Raw genomic sequence first — 20,862 nt, 5'->3', positions numbered from 1 at the left:
ACTGATAGCAGCTTTTTCTTCCCGAACTGGCATAAATGTCGCAATGCTTTTTAATGAACACGTTTTTGCGATATGAAAGGCATCAGCCCACAACGAAAGAAAGAGGGGAGATAAAGTAATGAAACTCACACTGGGGAAAAAAATTGGCCTTGGTTTCGGGTTGGGGATTGGGGCACTTATTCTTATCAGTTTTTTGTCTTATTCCGGAACCGGCCGCCTCATGGAAACCACTATTGAGGTTGTGCATCATAAAGATCTCGACCGGATAGTGACCCAGGCGGAACTGGATCACCTCATCTGGGGCCGGAAGGTGGCCAATGCCCTGCTCGACCCGGAAGCAAAAAAAATTGAAGCCGAGTTTGATTCCCGCAAATGTAATTTTGGAAAATGGTTTTATAGTGAAGACCGAAAAGAGGCCGAACGGACAGAGCCCTACCTCAGCAAATTTTTTAAAGCCCTGGAAGAGCCCCACGCCCGTCTGCATCAATCGGCGGAAAAGATAAATGCATTTTTACTCAAAGGGAATCGGGAGGGAGCCAGGAAGGTTTATCTGGAGACCACCAGGCCGATCATACGCCAGTTGGTAGAAACCTTCGATGCCATTCGGGAAGAAGTCAAAAAAAATGTCATAAGCGATCAGGTATTAGTCGACACCACCCGTTCCACCCAAAAAACAATCGGTCTCCTGGGGCTGATCTTTTCCCTGGCCCTGGGCTTCATCGCCTTTTTCCTGGGCCGGAACATTATTACGATGTTGAAAAACATCATGCTCGGACTGACCGATGCCTCCAATCAAACCGCCTCGGCTTCAGCCCAGGTTTCCTCAGCCAGCCAGACCCTGGCCGAAGGGGCTTCCGAACAGGCCGCCGGTCTGGAACAGACTTCATCCTCCATGGAGGAGATGGCCTCCATGACCAGACAGAATGCTGACAATGCCAAGCAGGCCGATAGCCTGATGGAAGATACGAAGCGGGTGGTGGCTGAAGCCAATATGGCGATGCGGGAATTGACCGAGTCCATGAAAGAAATCTCTGCGGCCAGTGAAGAAACCGGAAAGATCATCAAGACCATTGATGAAATCGCCTTTCAGACCAATCTTCTGGCCCTGAATGCTGCCGTGGAAGCGGCCCGGGCCGGGGAGGCCGGGGCCGGCTTTGCCGTCGTGGCCGATGAAGTGAGAAATCTGGCCCTGCGGGCGGCCGAGGCAGCTAAAAATACGGCGGTGATGATCGATGGAACGCTCAAAAAAGTAAAGAGCGGGTCGGATATCGTCCTTAAAACAAATCAGGCCTTTGAGATGGTCTCAGACCGGTCCAGGAAGGTGGCCGAGTTGGTGGGCGAGATTTCGTCTGCTTCCGTTGAGCAGTCCCAGGGGATTGATCAGATCACTAAGGCCGTTACCGAAATGGACCGGGTGGTTCAGCAGAATGCCTCCACTGCGGAAGAATCAGCCTCCGCTTCCGAAGAATTGAGCACCCAGGCCGATCTGATGAAACAATTTGTTCATGACCTGGTCAAAGCCATCGGCGGGAATCATAACGGCAATGGCCATCCCCGTTTGTTGTCGGGTAACGGCGGAAATAAAAGAAGTGTAACCGCCATCGGACAATCCGTTAAATCGAATCTGCCCCAAACCCTTATCAAACCAGGCGGTAACGGGAATGGGAAAGAACCGGCGATTAGGCCATTGAGAGGAATAAGGCCGGACCAGTTGATCCCGATGGAGGATGGGGAGTTTACGGAATTTTGAATCGAAAAAAAACCTTGCGCCTTCGGTCGATTGAAAGGGAAATAAATCGATGAAAAATATCCCATTGAGCCTTAAATTTATTTTTATCCTGTTGATATCGTTTTCCATATTCGGAGGAGTCACTTATTGGACTCTTAACGAATTGAAGGTAAACGGTCCTATTTATTCCAAAATAATCAACAACAAGGATTTGGTTGCCGATATCCTTCCTCCACCGGAGTATATTATCGAGGCTAATCTGGTTGTTCACCAGATGATGAATAAATCAAACCACCCTGAGACGATGAAATATTTTCAGTCCGAAGGCAATCGGCTCAGGAAAGAATACTTGGATCGCCATGCGTATTGGGAGAAGACCCTCCCATCAGGATCGATAAAGGAAATGCTTGTCAAAAAATCCTATGAACCGGCCATAAAATTTTTTAATTTAAGGGATGAAAAATTCGTACCCGCCGTCCTGGCAGGAGATAAAAAGGCGGCCTACGAACTTTTATCCGGGGAACTGACACACCTGTATAATGAGCACCGCAAGGCAATAGATCGGGCAGTCATCGATATCAATGAGCACATACTCCAAGAAGAAAAATCAGCCACAAGGATTATCTTCCGGCGTACCGTTCTGATGATAGGAATCGGTTTGAGCCTGACCTTGATCAGTTGTTTCCTGTTTGGCCGTATTGCTTCCGGTATCACCCTAAAGCTTAAAGACCTTTCATCGGATCTCCAGATAAATGCTCAACACTTGTTGAGCACCGCTGCCCAAGTGAGCAGTATCAGCCAGTCATTAGCCGAAGGGTCATCCGCCCAAGCCGCCGGCCTGGAGCAAACCTCTTCTTCCATGGAAGAGATGGCCTCCATGACCCGACAAAATTCCGAAAATGCCGACCTGGCCAATACGCTGGTCCAGAATACCGACCAGGTATTGAATGATGCCAATCTGGCTATGAAAAAATTGACCCAGTCTATGCAAGAGATCATCGCCGCCGGTGAAGAAACCGGCAAGATCATCAAGACTATCGACGAGATCGCCTTTCAGACTAAATTATTGGCCTTGAACGCCGCAGTGGAAGCCGCTCGGGCCGGTGAGGCCGGGTATGGTTTCACGGTAGTGGCCGATGAGGTTAAGAACTTGGCCATGCGTGCTGCTGAAGCCGCTCAAAATACCTCCCATTTGATTGAAGGTTCGGTCCGGAAGATTAAAAACGGTTCTGAAATTGTTGGCAAGACCAATGAGGCTTTTGAGAAGGTGTCAGGCAGCTCCAAAAAAGTAGGTGAGTTGGTGAGTGAGATTGCTGCCGCCTCTCAGGAGCAGGCACAGGGAATTGATCAAATCACCAAGGCCGTATCCGAAATAGACCGGGTGGTTCAAAAGAATGCTTCCACTGCTGAAGAATCGGCCTCCGCTTCCGAAGAATTGAGCACCCAGGCCGATCAGATGAAACATTTTGTTCATGACCTGGTCAAAGCCATCGGCGGGAATCATAACGGCACGAGTCAGCCCCGTTTAATGTCGGGTAACGGCGGAAATAAAAGAAGTCTAACAGCCATCGGACAATCCGATAAATCGAATCCGCCCCAAACCCTTATCAAACCAGGCGGTAACGGGAATGGGAAAAAACCGGCCATCAGAACGATAATTCCGGACCAGTTGCTGCCAATGGGACAAGGCAACTTTAAAGATTTTTAAGGTGAAAACCATGAATCTGGTAACAGCCAAGGAAGTAGGGAAATATCTGAAATTATCGGAATCCACCATTTATAAGCTCTCTTTAGAGGGTGATCTTCCAGGATTTAAGATCGGCAATTCCTGGCGATTCGATATGGATGAAATCCATCGGCTGATCGATGGGCGTAAAGAGGGACCGAAAACTAACAAAGCGTACGAATAAGAAAAGGGTTTTTAAAATAACCATGACCGGACCTTCCAAGGTAACAGTGCACCATCTTATCGGGATCATAGAGGAGCTTTCCACCCTCCCTTCGGTCTATTCCTCTTTGTTGGATATTATGACCGACCCTCAGGCCACAGTAGAAGAAGTCACCCGGATCATCGCCTGCGATCAGGCTTCAACCATAAAGATTCTCAGGGTCGTCAATTCTCCTTTTTACGGTTATCCTGGACAAATCGGTACCCTTTCCAGGGCGATTTTGATCCTGGGCTTTAATGAAATATTTAACCTGATCCTGACCTCGCAGATCATCGACCTCTTCTCCAAAAAAGCCATTACCCTGTCCTTCCGTCCCAAGGATTTCTGGGCCCATTCCATCGCCGTGGGTATTGCCAGCCGCCTGTTGGGGCAGGCGGCTGGGGCAGACAGGCAGGAATTTTATTTCATCGCCGGGGCGTTACACGATATCGGCAAATTGATCTTTTTCGAATTTTTGGAGGATCAACTAAGCCAGGCCCTTTCCCTTTCACAAAAAAATCATCTATTTCTTTATCAGGCCGAGTTATCGGTAATCGGTATGGATCATGCCGAAGCCGGAGCCCTGTTAGCCGATAAATGGAAATTACCCGAGACCCTTTTCAAGGCCATCCGTTTCCATCATACCGGCACCCCCCCAGGCGAACCGGACCGACTGGTAGCGGCGGTCCATTTAGGGGATATCCTGGCCCGGGCCTTGAGGATGGGTCATCCCGGCGATGATTTAAAACCCCGGGCCGGCCGACAGATTTGGGATATCCTGGGGATAAAACCGGTGGCCTTGAAAAAAATCATACCCGATCTCCGGAAGTATTTTGAGGACATCGTCAGTATTCTGTTATTTTGATATATGGGAGCGAAGTTATGCAAAACACACACTTACAGCCAAAGCTGACTATCATTAATGGCATCGATGGGGAAAAAAGGAATCATAATTTTAACCTTTTTCTGAACAACAGGGGACCCAAAGAGAGGAAAAGACACCTGGGGGAATTAAGACCCATACTCGATTCCATAAAAACCGGCATCGTGATCATCAACCGGGAAACGCACCGGATCATCGATGCCAACCAGACCGCTTTAGAGATTATCGATCATACCAAGGAAGAAATTCAAGGTTTCTTCTGTTATCATTCGATCTGTCTGAACGAAAAGGGGCCCTGCCCTTCTCTTTTGTCAAGGCAGAATCATCCTCCGGAAAAGACCGAATGTTTATTGACCAAATCCAATGGGGAGAAGGTCCCGGTCCTCAAAACACTCTCTCCGGTCATTTTGGAGGGGTTACCCTGTCTGGTGGAAAGTTTCCTGGACATAACGGAACATAAAAATCTGGAACAACAATTTCACCAATCCCAGAAGATGGAAGCCCTGGGCCACCTGGCCGGTGGGGTAGCCCACGATTTCAATAACCTGCTGACGATTATCACCGGGAATTGTGATCTGGCCATCCGGAAACTGGAAAAAGATGATCCGGCCTATCGGAATGTAAACGACATCAATGAAGCAGCCTTCCGGGCCAGTGCCTTGACCCGCCAACTGCTCAATTTAAGCCGAAAGCCAAGGCTTGAGGTACAGCCCCTTGATCTGAACAGGATCATTCTGGATACGAAGAAAATGCTCGGCCGCCTGATCGGCGAGGATATAGAAATAATAACCAAAACCGATCCCGATCTTGGCCCCATTCAAGCCGACCCCGGACAGATGGAACAGATAATCATCAACCTGGCGGTAAACGCCAGGGATGCCATGCCCCAGGGAGGTCAATTGATCCTTCAAACCGCCAATATCTTTATAGATAAAAACGCGATGCCTCAACACCCGGTAACCATACCCGGCTCTTATGTGATGCTTTCGGTAGTGGATAACGGGGAGGGAATGGATCCTGAAACCCGGTCCCGCATCTTTGAACCTTTTTTTACCACTAAAGAGGCCGGCAAAGGAACCGGACTGGGCCTTTCCACTGTTTATGGGATCGTAAAGCAAATCGGCGGCGTTATCGCGGTGGAAAGTGAAAAGGGACAGGGAACGGCCTTCAAGATTTTCCTCCCCCGGACCGGGAGTGCTCCGGACTTGATCGATGGGGCCCAGGCCTCTTACCTGCCCATGAAAGGGTCGGAAACCATCTTAATTGTGGAAGACGAAGCCTCTCTTCGTGCCTCGATAAAAGAAGGATTGGAAATCGACGGCTACACGGTTTTGGATGCGGGAAGCGGCCGGGAGGCCCTGTCCATATCTCGAGACCATAAAAAACCGATTCACCTTTTTTTGAGCGATATCATCATGCCCGAAATGAATGGCCACGAGGTAGTTCAAAAATTTACCGGTTATCATCCCGAAGCAAAAATCCTTTTTATGTCCGGTTACGCCGAAGAGTCGGTCATCAAAAAAGGCCTTTTGGACCCCAAGGCTGCTTTTCTCCAGAAGCCCTTCAGCCAGAAGGTCCTGGCTTCTAAGGTCCGGGAGGTGTTGGCCTTTTCGTCATAGGGCGAGTACAAAGAGAATGTCGAATAATGATGAATTCTTAAAAAGTCTCCCGGGCCGTCACCCCGACGAACCCCGGATCAGAGCCTGCCCCGAACTTGATCCAGGGTCCGGGGCAGGCGCCGGGGTTCAGACACCGTCCCGGTGTAAACCGGGAACCAGACCTTTGAACCTGGATTCCCGATAAAGACATTCGGGAATGACGGAAAAAGTGCCGCTGAAGTGAAAAATAATAGCCAAGGAAGACCAAAGCAAGATAATGATAGAATCGGTTGCAGAGAAAAAACCCGAAGAGGACCGGCTTAAATCTCAAGAAGGGTCGAGGCCGGGATTGGATACCCTCCTTTTTTCGGAAGGGGTTTCCAATGACCGGTTTTTAACCACCCTTATCCAATCCCAGGCCATTCAGTCCCTCATGGAGGATATCCATCAATTGACCGGTATAAGCCTGGGGATCATCGATCTTCAGGGAAATATCCTGGCATCTACGGGCCGCCAGGATATCTGTACCAAATTTTACCGTGTCCATCCTTTGACCTCCCAAAATTGCTCGGAAAGTGGATCCTTTTTCCTGAATAGGTATCCCGACCAGTATGGGAGCTTTCCGTGTAAAAATGGCCTGTGGCATCTGGGGACCCCCCTTATTCTCCAAGGCAAGGTAGTTGCGCACCTGCACGCCGGAGAATTTTTTTATAAAGAGAATCCGGCTGATGAGCAGGCTTTTGTCGCCGAAGCGGAACGGTATGGATTCGACCGGCAGGCCTATTTGACGGCCTTTCGCAACGTGCCCCGGGTCAGCCGGGGGAAAATTGATATCCTGATGGATTTCCTGGCCAAGTTTTCGGTGATGATATCCAAACTGAGTTATAGCAATCTGAAACTGGCCCGGGTGATCACCGAACAAAAGCGGGTCTCCGAGGCTTTACGGGAATCGGAAAATGCTAAAAGTAATTTTCTGGCTAACATGAGCCATGAAATACGGACCCCCATGAATGCTATCATCGGTTATAGCCGTCTGGCTTTAAAGACCGAATGTTCTCCCAAGCAACGGGATTATTTGAATAAAATACAATCATCGGGTCATACCCTGCTCAGGATTATCAATGACATCCTGGATCTGTCCAAGATTGAAGCCGGCAAACTGAAAATCGATTCGACCAATTTCCAACTCGATCAGGTCCTTGAAAACGCCGCTACCCTGGTATCGTTGCCGGCTGAGGAAAAAAAACTGGATCTATTTTTCTTAACGACTCCGGAGGTGCCACTGGCCCTGGTGGGCGATCCCTTGCGTTTAGGCCAGGTAATTATCAATCTGGTCGACAACGCAGTGAAATTTACCGAACGGGGGAAGGTAACCGTCTTGACCGAGATGATTGCCCGGAAAAAAGGGGAAGTCCGGCTGCGCTTCTCCATCCGGGATACCGGAATCGGACTGACCGCCGAACAGAAATCCAGACTCTTTAAACCCTTCTCTCAGGCCGATGGATCAACAACCCGCCGATTCGGCGGGACCGGATTGGGTCTGGCCATCTGTAAACAACTCGTGGAACAGATGGGTGGGGAAATCGAGGTCAAAAGCCAACCAGACGTTGGGAGTCTGTTTTCCTTTACGGCTCTCTTCGGGTTACAGGCGGAAGCCTTTAACCAAAGACAGAAGGTCCCTTCGGCCTTAAAGGGCTTAAAGGTCCTGGTGGCCGATGACAGCAGGTCCAACCGGATCATTCTGGAAGGCATGCTCCGCACCTTTTCCTGCAAAGTGAAGGCTGTGGATTCCGGGTTGGCCGCCCTGGAGGAACTGGGGAAAGGAGAAGATTTCTATGATCTGGTGGTCCTGGACTGGAGAATGCCGGACCTGGACGGCATAGAAACCGCTTTGCGGATAAAGACCGACCCTCATCTGACCAAAGTCCCCAAGATCCTCATTGCCACGGCCTATGGCCGTGATGAGGTTATGCGTCAGGTGGAAAAGATCGGTTTGGATGGTTTCCTGGTCAAGCCCATAACCAAATCGGTATTGTTGGATACGATCACAGAAGTCTTCTGTCCCGGAGGGGAAGGGGTGTCTTCGAATTCATCGATTTTGCCCTGTGCAATGAAACCGACCGTGAATTGGGAAAGGTCACGGGTATTACTCGTTGAAGACAACGCCATCAATCGCCAGGTCGGTAAGGAGATTCTGGAGGAATTCGGATTCTGCGTGGAAGAGGCGGACAACGGCCGGAAAGCCATCGAACGGTTGATAGAACCGGAAGCGGACTTTGCCGCCGTATTAATGGATATCCAGATGCCGGAGATGGACGGTTTTGAGGCCACCCATATTATTCGCCGTCAACTGCATAACCAGTCCATCCCGATCATCGCCATGACCGCCCATGCCATGGAAACCGAAAAACAAAATTGCCTGGAGGCCGGTATGAATGACCATATTCCCAAACCCATCGATCCCGATCAATTGAAAGCCACCTTGTCAAAGTGGATAGGGTCGGGCACTGCAGCCAAACAGCCCCAGCCGGTAAATGGTTCTTCCGCGCCATCCCGGATCATGCCGGATTTCCTGCCGGGCATCGATATTCAAGCCGGTCTGAAACGGCTTTCCGGTAATGAAGAATTGTATTTCAGACTCCTTAGAGATTTTTGCCGGGATTACGCCCAGGTGGTCGGTCACCTGCGTCAACTGATAGCCGGCAGGGATTTTGAAATGGCCCGGCGGGTAACCCATACCCTGAAAAGTACGGCCGGAAACCTCTCGATTAGCGCGGTTTACCAGGAGGCACGCAATTTGGAGGAGGCCATCCTGAAAGGCCCCGGCCCGAATATCGACGACTGCCTGAAACAGTTGGATGAAAGGCTGAAGACAGTGATCGCTTCGGCTGGTCCTCTTTTGCCGCATGACCGGGAGGCCACAGGACCGACGGCGTCCCCTGCCCTGTCCCGACAGGAGGCGGCCCAATTCGCACCCACCTTGCTGAAGCTTGAATCCCTTTTGCAAAAAAACAATCTTAACGCCAGGGAACAGTTCGAGGCCTTCAAGGCCCAAATAGGGGGTCAGGAATTCCAGACAGCCCTGACACCGCTGGAAGGCAGTCTGCGTCGGCTGGATTTTGAACAGGCCCAAAAGGACCTGGTATCCCTTGCCGGCCTGTTCGGCCTGGCCCTGGCCTGAGGAGACCTGGTTATGGAACCGGAAAGACAAACCGTTCTGATCGTTGATGACAGTCCGGCGAATATTGAAATCCTCAGTAAATTATTGGGGGTCGAACACGAAATACTTTTTTCCACCAACGGCGGAAAAGCGTTGGAGATAGCCTTCGATCAGGATCCCAACCTGATTTTGCTGGATGTCCTCATGCCTGAAATGGACGGTTATGAGGTTTGCCGCTGCCTGAAACAAAATCCGGCCTCAAAAGACATACCGATAATTTTCATCACCGCCCTGGATCAGGAAGAAGATGAAGCCAGGGGCCTGGAGTTAGGGGCTGTCGATTATATCACCAAACCTTTTAATCCGGCCATCGTCAAATTGAGAGTAGCCAATCAACTGGAACTCCAATGGCAGCGACAGACCCTGGCCCTCCGCAACGGAGAGTTGAAGGAAGCCCTGTCTAAGATCAAGACCTTAAGCGGGCTGCTGCCCATCTGTTCTTCATGCAAGAAGATACGTGACGATCAGGGATATTGGAACCAGTTGGAGACCTATATCCATGAACATTCCGAAGCGGAATTCACCCACGGCCTCTGCCCGGAATGCATAAAAGAATTTTTCCCAGAGGTTTACGAGAAAAGATATGGCCAGGAGAAAAGGATATAACAGTAAATTTTGATTTGGGAGGTATCAGAATGATGCCCAAAAATATTCCCGGACGGTCAGAGGCCACCCAGGGCAAGGGAATTTCTTTTTCGGACCGAAGAAGAATTCTTCGGTTATGGAAAAGGGCCGGCGCTTTTTTATTACTTTTTATCCCGGTCCTTTTATTTTTGACCGGCCCGGCCTCTTCCGCCCAACCCGAGGAAGTAACTAACAAGGACCTGGTCAAACTCGACCTGGAAGAATTGATGCAGATACCCGTCTCCACGGTTTACGGGGCCTCAAAATACGAACAAAAGACCACCGAAGCGCCCTCCTCGATCAGCATCGTCACAGCCGACCAGATCAAAAAATTTGGCTATCGCACCCTGGCCGGTATCCTGAACAGCCTCCGGGGATTCTTCATTACCAATGACCGCAATTACAGTTACGCCGGGGTCAGGGGATTCGGCCGTCTCGGGGATTATAACAGCCGCATTCTCCTCCTGATTGATGGCCACCGGGTCAATGACAACATTTATGACCAGGCCTTTTTGGGAAACGATTTCCCCCTGGATATCGACCTCATCGACCGGGTGGAAATCATCCGCGGCCCCAGTTCCTCTTTGTATGGGGCCAATGCCTTTTTCGCCGTGGTTAATGTCATCACCCGGAGGGGAAAGGCCATGAAGGCCCTGGAGGTCTCCGGGGAAGCGGCCAGCTACAACACCTTTAAGACCCGCTTGTCTTACGGGAATCAATTTAACAACAAGCTGGATATGCTTCTTTCAGGTACGGCTTACGACAGTAAGGGGCAGCGCCTGTTTTTTAAGGAATTCGACACACCGGAGACCAACAACGGGATTACCCAGGGTACCGATTATGAACGGCTCCATCAGGTTTTCATGAATTTTGCTTATCAGGATTTTACCCTTCAGGCTCTATATGGATCAAGGCAGAAAGGTATCCCGACCGGTGCCTTCGACACGGTTTTTAATGATCCGGCCACTTTTACCGTCGATAACCGGGGCTACCTGGATTTGAAGTACGAACGAAGCTTGGATCAATGGAATGTCATGGGCCGTCTTTTTTATGACCACTATAATTATTACGGGGACTATAAAATGGTCCAGGCCATCAACAAGGATTCAGCCCTGGGCAATTATGCAGGGGCGGAATTAAAAATCGTCAAGCAACTGCTGGAAAGGCACAAAGCCACCCTGGGCGCCGAATACCGGAATAGTATTAATCAGGACCAGCGTAATTACGATCACAATCCCTACGTTTCATACCTGGACGATCACCGCCAATCCCTTAACTGGGCCTTTTATGGCCAGGACGAGATCGCCTTATTTAAAAATCTGATACTAAATCTCGGGGTACGCTATGATTATTACGAGACCTTCGGGGGGACGACTAATCCCCGGCTGGCCCTCATCTATAATCCCTTTGATAAGTCCTTTTTAAAACTGATTTACGGGACGGCCTTCCGGGCCCCGAACGTTTATGAACTTTATTATACAACGGTTAATCAAAAGGGTAATCTCGACCTCCAGCCGGAAACCATCAAAACCTATGAACTGATCTATGAACAATTCATCAGCAAGGTCTTCCGAATGGAAGCTACCGGGTTTTATTATAAAATCAACAATCTGATCAGTCAACGGACAGACTCGGCTGATGGTCTTATAACATTCCAGAACGTGGATGAAGTCGAAACCAAGGGATTTGAATGGGAGATGGAGGGAAAATGGAAGAACGGCTGGGAAGGCCGGCTGAGCTATACCTATCAGGATACCACTAACAGCCGGACCGGCGAAAGCTTGGCCAAGTCCCCCAAGCATATGGCCAAGCTGAACATAATGGTTCCCTTGTTGAAAGATAAGCTTTTTGCCGGAGCGGAAGGCCGATACGAGAGCAGCCGGAAAACCCTGTCCGGGAACGAAACCGGAGAGATCTTTGTGGCCAATTTTACCCTCTTCAGCCGGGGCTTACTCCCCGGCTTGGAGCTTTCGGGCAGTGTCTACAACCTTTTTGACAAACAATACGGATTGCCTGGGATGGAAGAACATCTGCAGGATAGTATCAATCAGGACGGGCGAACGTTTCGATTGAAGCTTACCTATCGCTTTTAAATGCCTGAGTTGAAAGAATCGTAACGATTTAGCCCTTTGAAAAATTTGAAGCTCTTGCTTAAAATTATAACTTACCCACCTCGTCATTCCCGTGAAACCGGGATTGACGAGGTGGGTGTCGACGTTGTTTCAAAAAGCTAAACTGACAAAAAGAATCTCGGTCTGTGTCTATTCGTGTGTGTCCGTAGCTAACAAAACGTTTTCCTGCTCCATCGGGTTCGGGTTTTTATGATAAAATTTAGATGCCGTCACCTATTCCTCATAGGGCTCCTGATTCTGGGCCTGTTCCGAGGGGTTGCCATCCCGGACACCTCCCGGGAATATCCGATCAAAGCGGCTTTCCTTTATAACTTTGCCAAGTTTGTTGAATGGCCGGCCGAATCCTTTAAAAATGAATCTACACCGATTCATCTCTATATCCTGGGAGTCGACCCCTTTGGACCGGCCCTCGATCCCCTCAAGGATCAGATCGTCCGGAGCCGGAAAATAATGTGCAAACGCATTGTTCGCCTTGATGAGGCCGAGGACTGTGAGATACTCTATATCAGCGCCTCGGAAAAAAACCAATTACCGGCGATTTTAGGGGCCCTCAAAAAACGGGATATTCTGACGGTTAGTGACCTGGACCGGTTTGCCGCCCAGGGCGGGATGATCGGACTGGTTACGGTGGATAATAAAATCCAGTTTGAGATCAATCTGGAAGCAGTCCGTCAGACCAGGCTGAAAATCAGTTCGCAACTCCTGAAGCTGGCCAGGATCATCCCCCACGGAGCACGGGAGATGAAAGAATGAAAATAGTTTGGAAAAACTCCATCAAAGGGAAACTCGTCTCGCTGATCATGCTGATCTGCGGATTGACCCTGCTTTTGAGTTGTCTGACCTTCATCGTATACGATTATCTGGAGTGCCGGAAAAAGATCATCCGGGAAATCCAGATCCTGGCTGAGGTAACAGGAAGAAATGTTGTGGCCGCGGTGGTCTTTAAAGATGCTGAAAATGCACAGAAGAGTCTGGAGGCCCTGCAGGTGGAAAAACCGATCAAAGCGGCCGGGGTTTATGATGCATCCGGCAGGTTATTTGCCGCCTACCTGCGGGACAATGCCCAAACCTCTATCCTTCCGGCCAGGGGCGGTGGGGAAGGATACGAATTCAAAACCCAGGCGCTCATCATGGTCAACAAAATTATGCTGGACAATGAAAAAATGGGGAGCCTCTATATCCATTACGACCTGTCAGAGCTGCAGGAACGGTTCAGCCGCTATGTCTTCAATGCCCTCCTCATTCTTTTAATAGCCTCTTCCCTGGCTTTTTTTATGGCTTCCAAACTGCACAAAAAAATTTCCCGTCCCATCCTGCATCTCTCGCAGGTCGCCCGGTCCATTTCCTCCCAAAAGGATTATTCGGTTCGGGCCGTAAAGGAAGGTGAAGACGAAATAGGGTTCCTGACCGAAAGTTTTAATGAAATGGTTAAACAAGTTCAGGAACGGGATGAGGCCTTGCACAAGACCCAGATGGAACTGGAAGACCGGGTCAGGGAGAGAACCCAGGACCTGGATCTGACCAATCAGGAATTACTGAAAGCCAAGGAGAAGGCCGAAACCGCCAACCAGGCCAAGAGCGAGTTTTTGGCCAATATGAGTCATGAGCTCCGAACGCCCCTGAACCACATCATCGGCTTTACCGAATTGGTTCTGGACAAAAATTATGGGGAGTTGAATACCACCCAGTCGGAGTTCCTGGGGGATGTCCTCACCAGCAGCCGGCACCTCCTGTCTCTGATCAATGATATTCTGGATATTACCAAAGTGGAGGCCGGGAAATGGGAACTCGATCTTAATGAAGTCCCTCTGAAGCACCTGCTGGAAAACAGCCTGGTCATGGTCAAAGAAAAGGCCGTTAATCACGGGATCAAACTGAGCATCGACTCTGAAGACCTTCCGCCGGTCATCCGGGCCGATGAACGCAAACTGAAACAGATCCTTTATAATCTTATTTCTAACGCCGTGAAGTTTACACCCGATAGGGGCAGTGTGCGACTGAAGGCGGGCTTGGTTAAAAGTTCGGAGTTCGGAGTGATGAGTTCGGAGCAAAATCTCTTCAATCCAAACGCCTACCCCTCACCGAATAACTCGGCCCTCACTGATTTTGAAGGCCTCAAAATCAGCATTGAGGACACCGGGATCGGAATCAAAGAGGAGGATCTTGCCCGCATCTTTTTACCTTTTGAACAGGTGGACAGTTCATTCAACCGTAAATATCAAGGGACGGGATTAGGGTTGTCCTTGACCAAAAAATTGGTTGAACTTCATGGCGGCCGGATCTGGGCCGAGAGCCCGGGAATTGGAAAGGGCAGTAGTTTTCATTTTATTATTCCCGCCGGGTAAAATCAAGGTGGCGGAGTCCCGGTTGTCAGTCGGGATTATGACCGGTTATTGGCATCAACTGATAAGACAAGGAGAGACGACCATGTTTAATCTACTGGCAGAAGGTTTGGTGATCAATGGCGCTTTGATCCTGACCGCCGCCCTCTTCCGCGTTCGCCGATTGGTTACCCAACTTCCCTCAAGCCACGTCAGACGCCAATGGTATGGCTTGACGGTTCTTATCATCATTTTTTTATTGGGTTATGCCTCGTACGCGCTCGCCTTTTGGGGGTTTCACCGGGCTTGGCTGGATCTGATCGTTCCGGTCATTTTTTTCCTCGGGGCGGTTTTTGTCTGGTTGACGGCCACACTTTCACTTCAAACGGCGATAGACGTCCGTCGTGTTACGATCCTGGAATATGAGAGTATCACCGATCCTTTGATCGGGATTTACAATCGCCGTTATTTAGACCGCCGGTTGGCAGAAGAATATGCCCGGGCGCAACGCCATGCCCTCCCGCTTTCCATCCTCCTCCTGGATATCGATTTTTTCAAACGCATCAATGACGTGCATGGCCACCAGGCCGGCGATGCCGTCTTGAATTATTTGGGCCGGCTGATACTCACTGCCGTTCGCGCATCAGATATTGTCGCCCGCTACGGGGGGGAAGAAATACTCATCATCACCCCCCACACGACAACCGTCGCTGCGGCTGAATTGGCCGAACGGCTGCGCCAGTACGTGGAATCTCATGAACTGGTCCTGACCGGCGAGACCGGTCAGCAAAAGATCCGGATTACGGTGAGCATTGGAGTGGCCTCGCCGACCCTCGACATGAATGACTGCCAGTGTTTGGTGGAAGGGGCCGACCGGGCCCTTTATCAGGCCAAGGAAGAGGGTCGGAACCGCATCAGTGTCTATGATACGACTCGGGCCAAGCCGGCAACTCTGGCGGCCTGACCGGCCCGATATTGCCTGAATTTGAAGGCCATTTCCCAGCGAGGAGCAGGAGCAATGAACAAAGAAACGATTCTGGTTGTCGAAGACAATCTCTTAAACATGAAACTGGTTCGGAATCTGCTTCATTTAGAAGGCTATCAGGTTCTGGAGGCCGGAGACGGGGAACAGGGGATCGGGTTGGCCCGGGAGCACCGGCCGGATCTCATTTTAATGGACATCCAACTCCCCGGGATGGACGGTCTCACGGCCACCAGACAGATCAAAGGCGATACCGCTCTGAAGCATATTCCGGTCGTCGCCTTGACCTCTTATGCCATGCAGGGGGATGAAGAACGGGCCAGAGAAGCCCATTGTGACGGTTATATTGCCAAACCCATCAATACCCGGACTTTTCTGGATCAAATTAAGGGATTTTGGGACAAAGATAATAATCCCGCTCCCCCCCTCCCCCTTATGGGTCCGATAAAGCATAAAAATAAAATCCTGATTGTAGATGATGAGCCCTTGAATATCAAACTGTTGGAGGCCAAACTGCCCAGGGAAAAATATGAGGTCCTGAAGGCCTTGAGCGGAAAGCAGGCCATTGAAATAGCCGGCGCAGAATCCCCTGATTTGATCTTGCTGGACATCATGATGCCGGAAATGAATGGTTTTGAGGTGACCCGGTGGTTAAAAAAGAACCCTGAAACCGAACGGATCCCCATTATTCAGGTTACCGCCCTGGATGGCAGCGAAGACAAGGTCATGGGCCTGGAGGCCGGTGCGGACGAATTCCTCAATAAGCCAGTAAACACCGCGGAACTCCTGGCCCGGATCAATTCCCTGCTGCGCCTCAAACAATATCAGGAACAACTGGTGCTCCGGACCCGGTCGGATGAATCTTTCTGTCTGACTTTTCCCGGCAGGGAAAGCGCCGCTCCGAAGACCCTGCCCAAAATTCTCCTGGTGGACGACGACCAAAGGGAATCCTTTTTGATACAGACTTTCCTGGAAGGAGGGGCCTATCAACTGGAATTGGCCCGGAGCGCAGAAGAAGCCCTGGCGTTGGTCCAGAATGAAAAAATAGATTTAGTACTTTTAGATATCCTCCTGCCGGGGATGAACGGATTTGATCTCTGTCAGCATCTCAAAGATAAAGTCCTCACCAAGGATATCCAGGTGGTTTTGATCACCTGTCTGCAAGACCTGGAAAACAAGATCAGGGGAATGGAGTTGGGAGCGGATGATTATTTGATAAAACCCATTAACCGGAGGGAGTTGGCGGCCCGGATTAATGTTTTACTGAAGAAAAAAGAGACCCTCGATAAACTCCGGAATGATTTTGAAACGGCCTTGAATTCGGCTACCACCGACGGATTGACCGGGGCTTTTAATCAGGCTTATTTGAAACGTTATCTGGAACTGGAGCTGAAAAGGGCCTTCCGTCAACGCTATCCGGTAAGTCTGATCCTGATCGATTTTGACAATTTCAAATTGTTGAACGATACGCTGGGCCACCTGGCCGGAGACCTGGTTTTAAAAGAATTTTCTCAGGCCATAAAAGAAAATATTCGGGAAATCGACCTGGCCGCCCGCTACGGAGGGGATGAATTCGCCATAGCCCTGCCTTATGCGGATCAGGAGGAGGCCCTTTTTATCGCTGAAAGAATTCAACGGGCCGTGGCCTCTTATCCCTTTTCTTCCAATGCTTCAAACCTTCTGGAGACGGTCAGGATCAGTATGGGCATTGCGGTTTACCCGGCCCATGCCAACACCCCGGAGGAACTCATCCGTAATTCCGATGATGCCCTTTATCAGGCAAAAAAACAGGGAAAAAACCGCATGGTCCTTTATGGCAGGGGCCAAAGTGAAGCGAAAACTCCATCCATCTGATGGGAACAATAAACGCCGAAGATTGTTTTTTAAAAACGGGTTAAAGAGAAACCGGCAGCCGGATGATCACCGTGGTCCCCTTATTTTCACGGCTTTGGACCTCTAAAGTCCCTATTACATCTCAATTGTGTTGCGTTATACGCACGGTTATAGTAATCTACGTATAACATTATTGTCCTGCAATCGAAATTATGGAAAAACTGGCGATTGAAACACAAACCTTGTATGCCGAGCTCCAGGAGCGCCTGACCGCTCTGGAGGCCCAGCGGACGATCGGTCATTCTCCGGGATGCTTCACGGAAAAAACAATCAAAGGGGGCTGTTACGTTTACTATCAATACCAGGAACCGGGGGGGATCAGCCGGCAAATATATGTAGGGAAAAAGACCCCCGGTTTGGATCGAATCATTGCCGATTACCAAAGGGCACGAAAGATACTCAGTGCCGACCTTACCCACATCCAGATACTTTGTGCCCAACTTCGGGCCGGGGGGGCACTGATTACCGACACCGCATCAGGCCGGGTGCTAAAAGCCCTGGCCGACAGCGGGGTGTTTTATCTTGACGGAGTATTATTGGGAACCCAGGCCTTTATGGTACTCGGTAATCTCCTGGGAAGGCGATGGGAACATTCCGCCCTCAGGACTCAGGATATCGATCTGGCCGGTACGGCGAAGATGATTATTGCCATTCCGGATATCAAGATTGATCTCCCCAAAGTTCTGGAAGGACTTCATATGGGCTTTATCCCGGTGCCTCCCTTTAACCCGAAACATCCATCGACCTCCTTCCGGGTCAGGGGAAACCCGTTGCGGTTAGATGTCCTTACCTCCGAACAACATCCGAGGAAAAGTAATCCCATCTTTATCCCTCGATTCAATGTCGCTGCCCAACCGGTTCGGTTCCTGGATTATCTTCTCGATAACCCAATCAAAGGGGCGGTGATTGACGGCGGCGGCGTTCTGGTCAATGTTCCTCTGCCGGCCCGTTTTGCCCTTCATAAGCTGATTGTTTCCCGAGAACGGGATATTACCGCCCAGCCAAAAGCCCAAAAGGATCTGGATCAGGCAGCCCAACTCCTGCTGGTGCTATTGGAGGAGAGGCCTGGCGATTTGCTGCTGGCCTGGGAGGAAATCAAGCGTCGCGGAACCGGCTGGATCAAACGAATACAGATGGCCCTATCCGCTAAAAACAGCCCGTATACGTCGGTTCTTGAAAGAACCAAGGCGTTTCTTTCTTGAATCAATCGCCGATGTGAAAAGAGGTCGACCATTTTTACCGGGATGAAACCGGTAATCGAACAACCACCGTGGTCCCCTTATTCTCGCGACTTTGGACCTCTAAAGTTCCTTCATGGGCCTGGACGATCTTTTGGGTGATGGCCAGCCCTAACCCCACCCCTTTTTCTTTGGTGGTATAATAAGGGGCAAAAATCTTTTTCAATCCTTCCGGGGGAATACCCTTCCCCGTATCGGCCACAGAGATTTCCATGAAATCTCCGTGGAGTTCGGAGTGTTGAGTTATTCGTTTTGAGCCTGTTTCTTTCCCACTCCGAACTCCGAACTCCGAACTCCGAACCGAATGTACAGAGGTTTCTTTTTCACGCCGAACGCCGAACGCTGAACGCTGAACGCACTTCACATCCAGTCGAACCTCCCCCCCCTCCGGCATGGCTTCCAGGGCATTATTAAAAATATTGATAAAGGCCTGGGTGAGTTGAAAGCGATCCAGGGGGATCAAGGGGAGTTGGTCATCCCAGGTTTTGATCACCCTGATGCCTTTTTGCCTGAATTCCTCTTCCATCACCTCAAGCACATAGTTTAGAATGTCCACCACGGATTGTTCTTCCATTCTGATTGCCGGAGGTCTGGCCATCATCAGAAACTGCCCGATGATCCGGTTGACCCGGTCGATCTCACTGCGAACGATCCGGGTAAACTTTTCATATTCTTTCTGCTCCTCCGGCTCAGCCTGGACAAACTCTTTTTCCAACCTTTGAACCACCAGGCTGATGGCGTTGAGGGGATTCTTGATTTCATGGGCCACACCGGCCGCCAACTGCCCCATGGCCGAAAGTTCCTCCTTTAAACGGATCTGGTCCTCCATTTCCCTCATTCTTTGAAGGTGGCGGCCTTGCAGCCGAAAGATAAAAAAAAGACCGGCCAGGCCAAGGCCGAGAAGGATGAGGCTCATCATGATAGTCTGTCTTCTGGCCTGTTCAATGATAGGATTGATTTCTTTTAAGGAAAGGCCCAATCGAATCCATCCCGAATCCTTACCCGACGGCCTGAAAGGACGAAGGATTTCCAGAAATTCCCCGTCCTTGCCCTTGATCCAGAAAAGACCGGAATCTCCCGAACGGATCACTGTTCTCTCGAAGGTTAAGTCCCGACCGGCCAGAAAACCTTCACCGGTTCGGGCGATAATCTTCCCTCCGGACTCCTCCACATTCAAATAGGCGATATTGCCTTTGCCGGAAAAATCTTCCAAAAAACCCTGAATAATAATCTGGCGGCTTAAAAAGGCATATTCGTCAAAAGACAGAACGATCAGGATGGCCCCTTGGCTGAAGCGGCGGGCCACGGCCACGGCCAGAGGAAGGGTTCGATGCAAAGGACCTTCCCCCCTGAACACGGCCAGACGATCCTGGCCGCTCAGGACCTTATGGAAAAAAGGGACCCCGGACCTTAAAGGCGCGGGGAAGGCATCCCAGGCGGAATCCCTGGAGTCCGATTTCAGAAAAAAAACCTGGCGCACTCCAAGTTGGCCCACCCTGTCCTTCAAGGCCCTGGAGTCAAAGGCCTTACGGGAATCCTCCTGATCAAGCTGAAGGGCCAGGTTTATGAGACGTTCGATCAGCAGGTCTTCAATCCCTAAGGACTCTTCGGATTTTTCGATTAATCCTGGAGCGATTAAAGAGGACTGATCCTGGGTAAGGGCGGCCATCAGGTTGCCGGAATTTTTTTCCAGACCTTTAATGACCAGCAAAGCTTCTGTTTCTAATATATTAAACAGTTGGCTGCGGGTCCTCTGAATTTCAATATAGCCGTTGATAATCAGGATGGCGATCAGGACTGTCATGACCGAAAACAGGTACAAAGGGTAACTGAAAGGGCGCTGAGTTGAGATTTGGTGGGTTAGCTTCATCGATCAGTTTAAAAAAAGTTACAAGATGCAAGTTGCAAGTTGCAATTTAAAAAACCATAACACTTTAGTAACTAAAAAATATAATTCTACGCAAAATGGATAGAATTTCTTAAAGAACACGCCTTGGACCCGGACCAGTTGAGGTTTTATTAACCTGTTTTGTATATCCAAAATCTTGGTTCCGGCTGGTCCGGGTTGGGTGTTTGAAAAGAGGGATTTTGTTCACCGCAAAGCCGCAAAGGACGCAGAGAGATTTTTTTTGAACAATCCCGTGAGAGGCGGGATTGTTCAAACCAGATCTGGACTCCCTCTCGGGAGGCTTCTGGCCAAATAATTACGCGGTCGACTTCGTCGACCTTAAACAAAGGCTTTCTTTTGGAAGCCGGCCGCAGGGTAACGAAGTTTATTGTTTGCCGGCCCCTCACCGGCAAACAATAAAAATAT

General features: G+C 50.0%; 14 protein-coding genes. 13 read left to right on the top strand and 1 reads right to left on the bottom strand.

Translation table 11 applies throughout. The features are described from left to right. The first annotated feature begins 118 nt into the window (after positions 1-118). From HY879_18660 to HY879_18600, 13 genes are all read left to right on the top strand, one after another. A complete protein-coding gene (locus HY879_18660) occupies positions 119-1,750 on the top strand; it encodes a CZB domain-containing protein (protein ID MBI5605360.1) in 1,632 nt (543 codons plus the stop codon). A 49-nt stretch (positions 1,751-1,799) separates the two neighbouring features. Further along, positions 1,800-3,437, top strand: a complete 1,638-nt coding sequence (locus HY879_18655; protein ID MBI5605359.1) for a methyl-accepting chemotaxis protein — start codon at positions 1,800-1,802, stop codon at positions 3,435-3,437. A gap of 10 nt (positions 3,438-3,447) precedes the next feature. Beyond that, on the top strand, positions 3,448-3,639 hold the full coding sequence (locus HY879_18650; GenBank protein ID MBI5605358.1) for a helix-turn-helix domain-containing protein: 192 nt from the start codon (positions 3,448-3,450) through the stop codon (positions 3,637-3,639). A 22-nt stretch (positions 3,640-3,661) separates the two neighbouring features. Next, positions 3,662-4,522 carry an HDOD domain-containing protein gene (locus HY879_18645; protein MBI5605357.1) on the top strand — a complete coding sequence of 287 codons (861 nt, stop codon included), beginning with the start codon at positions 3,662-3,664 and terminating at the stop codon, positions 4,520-4,522. A 17-nt stretch (positions 4,523-4,539) separates the two neighbouring features. After that, the gene (locus tag HY879_18640; GenBank protein MBI5605356.1) at positions 4,540-6,159 is read left to right on the top strand and encodes a response regulator; all 1,620 of its coding nucleotides are present in this window, start codon (positions 4,540-4,542) and stop codon (positions 6,157-6,159) included. Positions 6,160-6,415: 256 nt separating this feature from the next. After that, entirely contained in the window at positions 6,416-9,319 is a 2,904-nt protein-coding gene (locus HY879_18635) for a response regulator (GenBank protein MBI5605355.1), read from the top strand. Positions 9,320-9,331: 12 nt separating this feature from the next. Beyond that, complete coding sequence (locus tag HY879_18630; GenBank protein MBI5605354.1) at positions 9,332-9,964, top strand: response regulator; 633 nt, start codon at positions 9,332-9,334, stop codon at positions 9,962-9,964. 29 nt (positions 9,965-9,993) lie between these two features. Further along, positions 9,994-12,075 (top strand): TonB-dependent receptor, encoded by a 2,082-nt coding sequence (locus HY879_18625; protein MBI5605353.1) that lies wholly within the window; start codon positions 9,994-9,996, stop codon positions 12,073-12,075. A gap of 228 nt (positions 12,076-12,303) precedes the next feature. Then, positions 12,304-12,867, top strand: coding sequence for a YfiR family protein (locus tag HY879_18620; GenBank protein MBI5605352.1), 564 nt, complete (start codon positions 12,304-12,306; stop codon positions 12,865-12,867). Next, complete coding sequence (locus HY879_18615) at positions 12,864-14,459, top strand: HAMP domain-containing protein (protein MBI5605351.1); 1,596 nt, start codon at positions 12,864-12,866, stop codon at positions 14,457-14,459. Before HY879_18620 ends, HY879_18615 begins: the two co-directional genes overlap by 4 nt. 82 nt (positions 14,460-14,541) lie before the next feature. Continuing rightward, entirely contained in the window at positions 14,542-15,399 is an 858-nt protein-coding gene (locus tag HY879_18610) for a GGDEF domain-containing protein (protein ID MBI5605350.1), read from the top strand. A 54-nt stretch (positions 15,400-15,453) separates the two neighbouring features. Continuing rightward, entirely contained in the window at positions 15,454-17,271 is a 1,818-nt protein-coding gene (locus HY879_18605; protein MBI5605349.1) for a response regulator, read from the top strand. A gap of 191 nt (positions 17,272-17,462) precedes the next feature. Beyond that, the gene (locus tag HY879_18600) at positions 17,463-18,512 is read left to right on the top strand and encodes a nucleotidyltransferase domain-containing protein (GenBank protein ID MBI5605348.1); all 1,050 of its coding nucleotides are present in this window, start codon (positions 17,463-17,465) and stop codon (positions 18,510-18,512) included. A 34-nt stretch (positions 18,513-18,546) separates the two neighbouring features. Here the strand turns inward: HY879_18600 and HY879_18595 are convergent, their stop codons facing one another. Beyond that, on the bottom strand, positions 18,547-20,352 hold the full coding sequence (locus tag HY879_18595; protein MBI5605347.1) for a hypothetical protein: 1,806 nt from the start codon (positions 20,350-20,352) through the stop codon (positions 18,547-18,549). Between the last annotated feature and the right edge of the window lie 510 nt (positions 20,353-20,862).

It is taken from the genome of Deltaproteobacteria bacterium (assembly GCA_016219225.1).
Classification (GTDB): Bacteria; Desulfobacterota; RBG-13-43-22; order RBG-13-43-22; family RBG-13-43-22; genus RBG-13-43-22.
Note: the sequence above shows the minus strand (reverse complement) of the source record. Positions and strands in the feature narration are given on the sequence as shown.

Coding starts and splice junctions, on each gene's coding strand:
- HY879_18600 (MBI5605348.1), top strand. CDS start 17,463: ATGGAAAAACTGGCGATTGAAACACAAACCTTGTATGCCGAGCTCCAG.
- HY879_18660 (MBI5605360.1), top strand. CDS start 119: ATGAAACTCACACTGGGGAAAAAAATTGGCCTTGGTTTCGGGTTGGGG.
- HY879_18640 (MBI5605356.1), top strand. CDS start 4,540: ATGCAAAACACACACTTACAGCCAAAGCTGACTATCATTAATGGCATC.
- HY879_18615 (MBI5605351.1), top strand. CDS start 12,864: ATGAAAATAGTTTGGAAAAACTCCATCAAAGGGAAACTCGTCTCGCTG.
- HY879_18650 (MBI5605358.1), top strand. CDS start 3,448: ATGAATCTGGTAACAGCCAAGGAAGTAGGGAAATATCTGAAATTATCG.
- HY879_18620 (MBI5605352.1), top strand. CDS start 12,304: ATGATAAAATTTAGATGCCGTCACCTATTCCTCATAGGGCTCCTGATT.
- HY879_18635 (MBI5605355.1), top strand. CDS start 6,416: ATGATAGAATCGGTTGCAGAGAAAAAACCCGAAGAGGACCGGCTTAAA.
- HY879_18630 (MBI5605354.1), top strand. CDS start 9,332: ATGGAACCGGAAAGACAAACCGTTCTGATCGTTGATGACAGTCCGGCG.
- HY879_18610 (MBI5605350.1), top strand. CDS start 14,542: ATGTTTAATCTACTGGCAGAAGGTTTGGTGATCAATGGCGCTTTGATC.
- HY879_18625 (MBI5605353.1), top strand. CDS start 9,994: ATGATGCCCAAAAATATTCCCGGACGGTCAGAGGCCACCCAGGGCAAG.
- HY879_18595 (MBI5605347.1), bottom strand. CDS start 20,352: ATGACAGTCCTGATCGCCATCCTGATTATCAACGGCTATATTGAAATT.
- HY879_18605 (MBI5605349.1), top strand. CDS start 15,454: ATGAACAAAGAAACGATTCTGGTTGTCGAAGACAATCTCTTAAACATG.
- HY879_18645 (MBI5605357.1), top strand. CDS start 3,662: ATGACCGGACCTTCCAAGGTAACAGTGCACCATCTTATCGGGATCATA.
- HY879_18655 (MBI5605359.1), top strand. CDS start 1,800: ATGAAAAATATCCCATTGAGCCTTAAATTTATTTTTATCCTGTTGATA.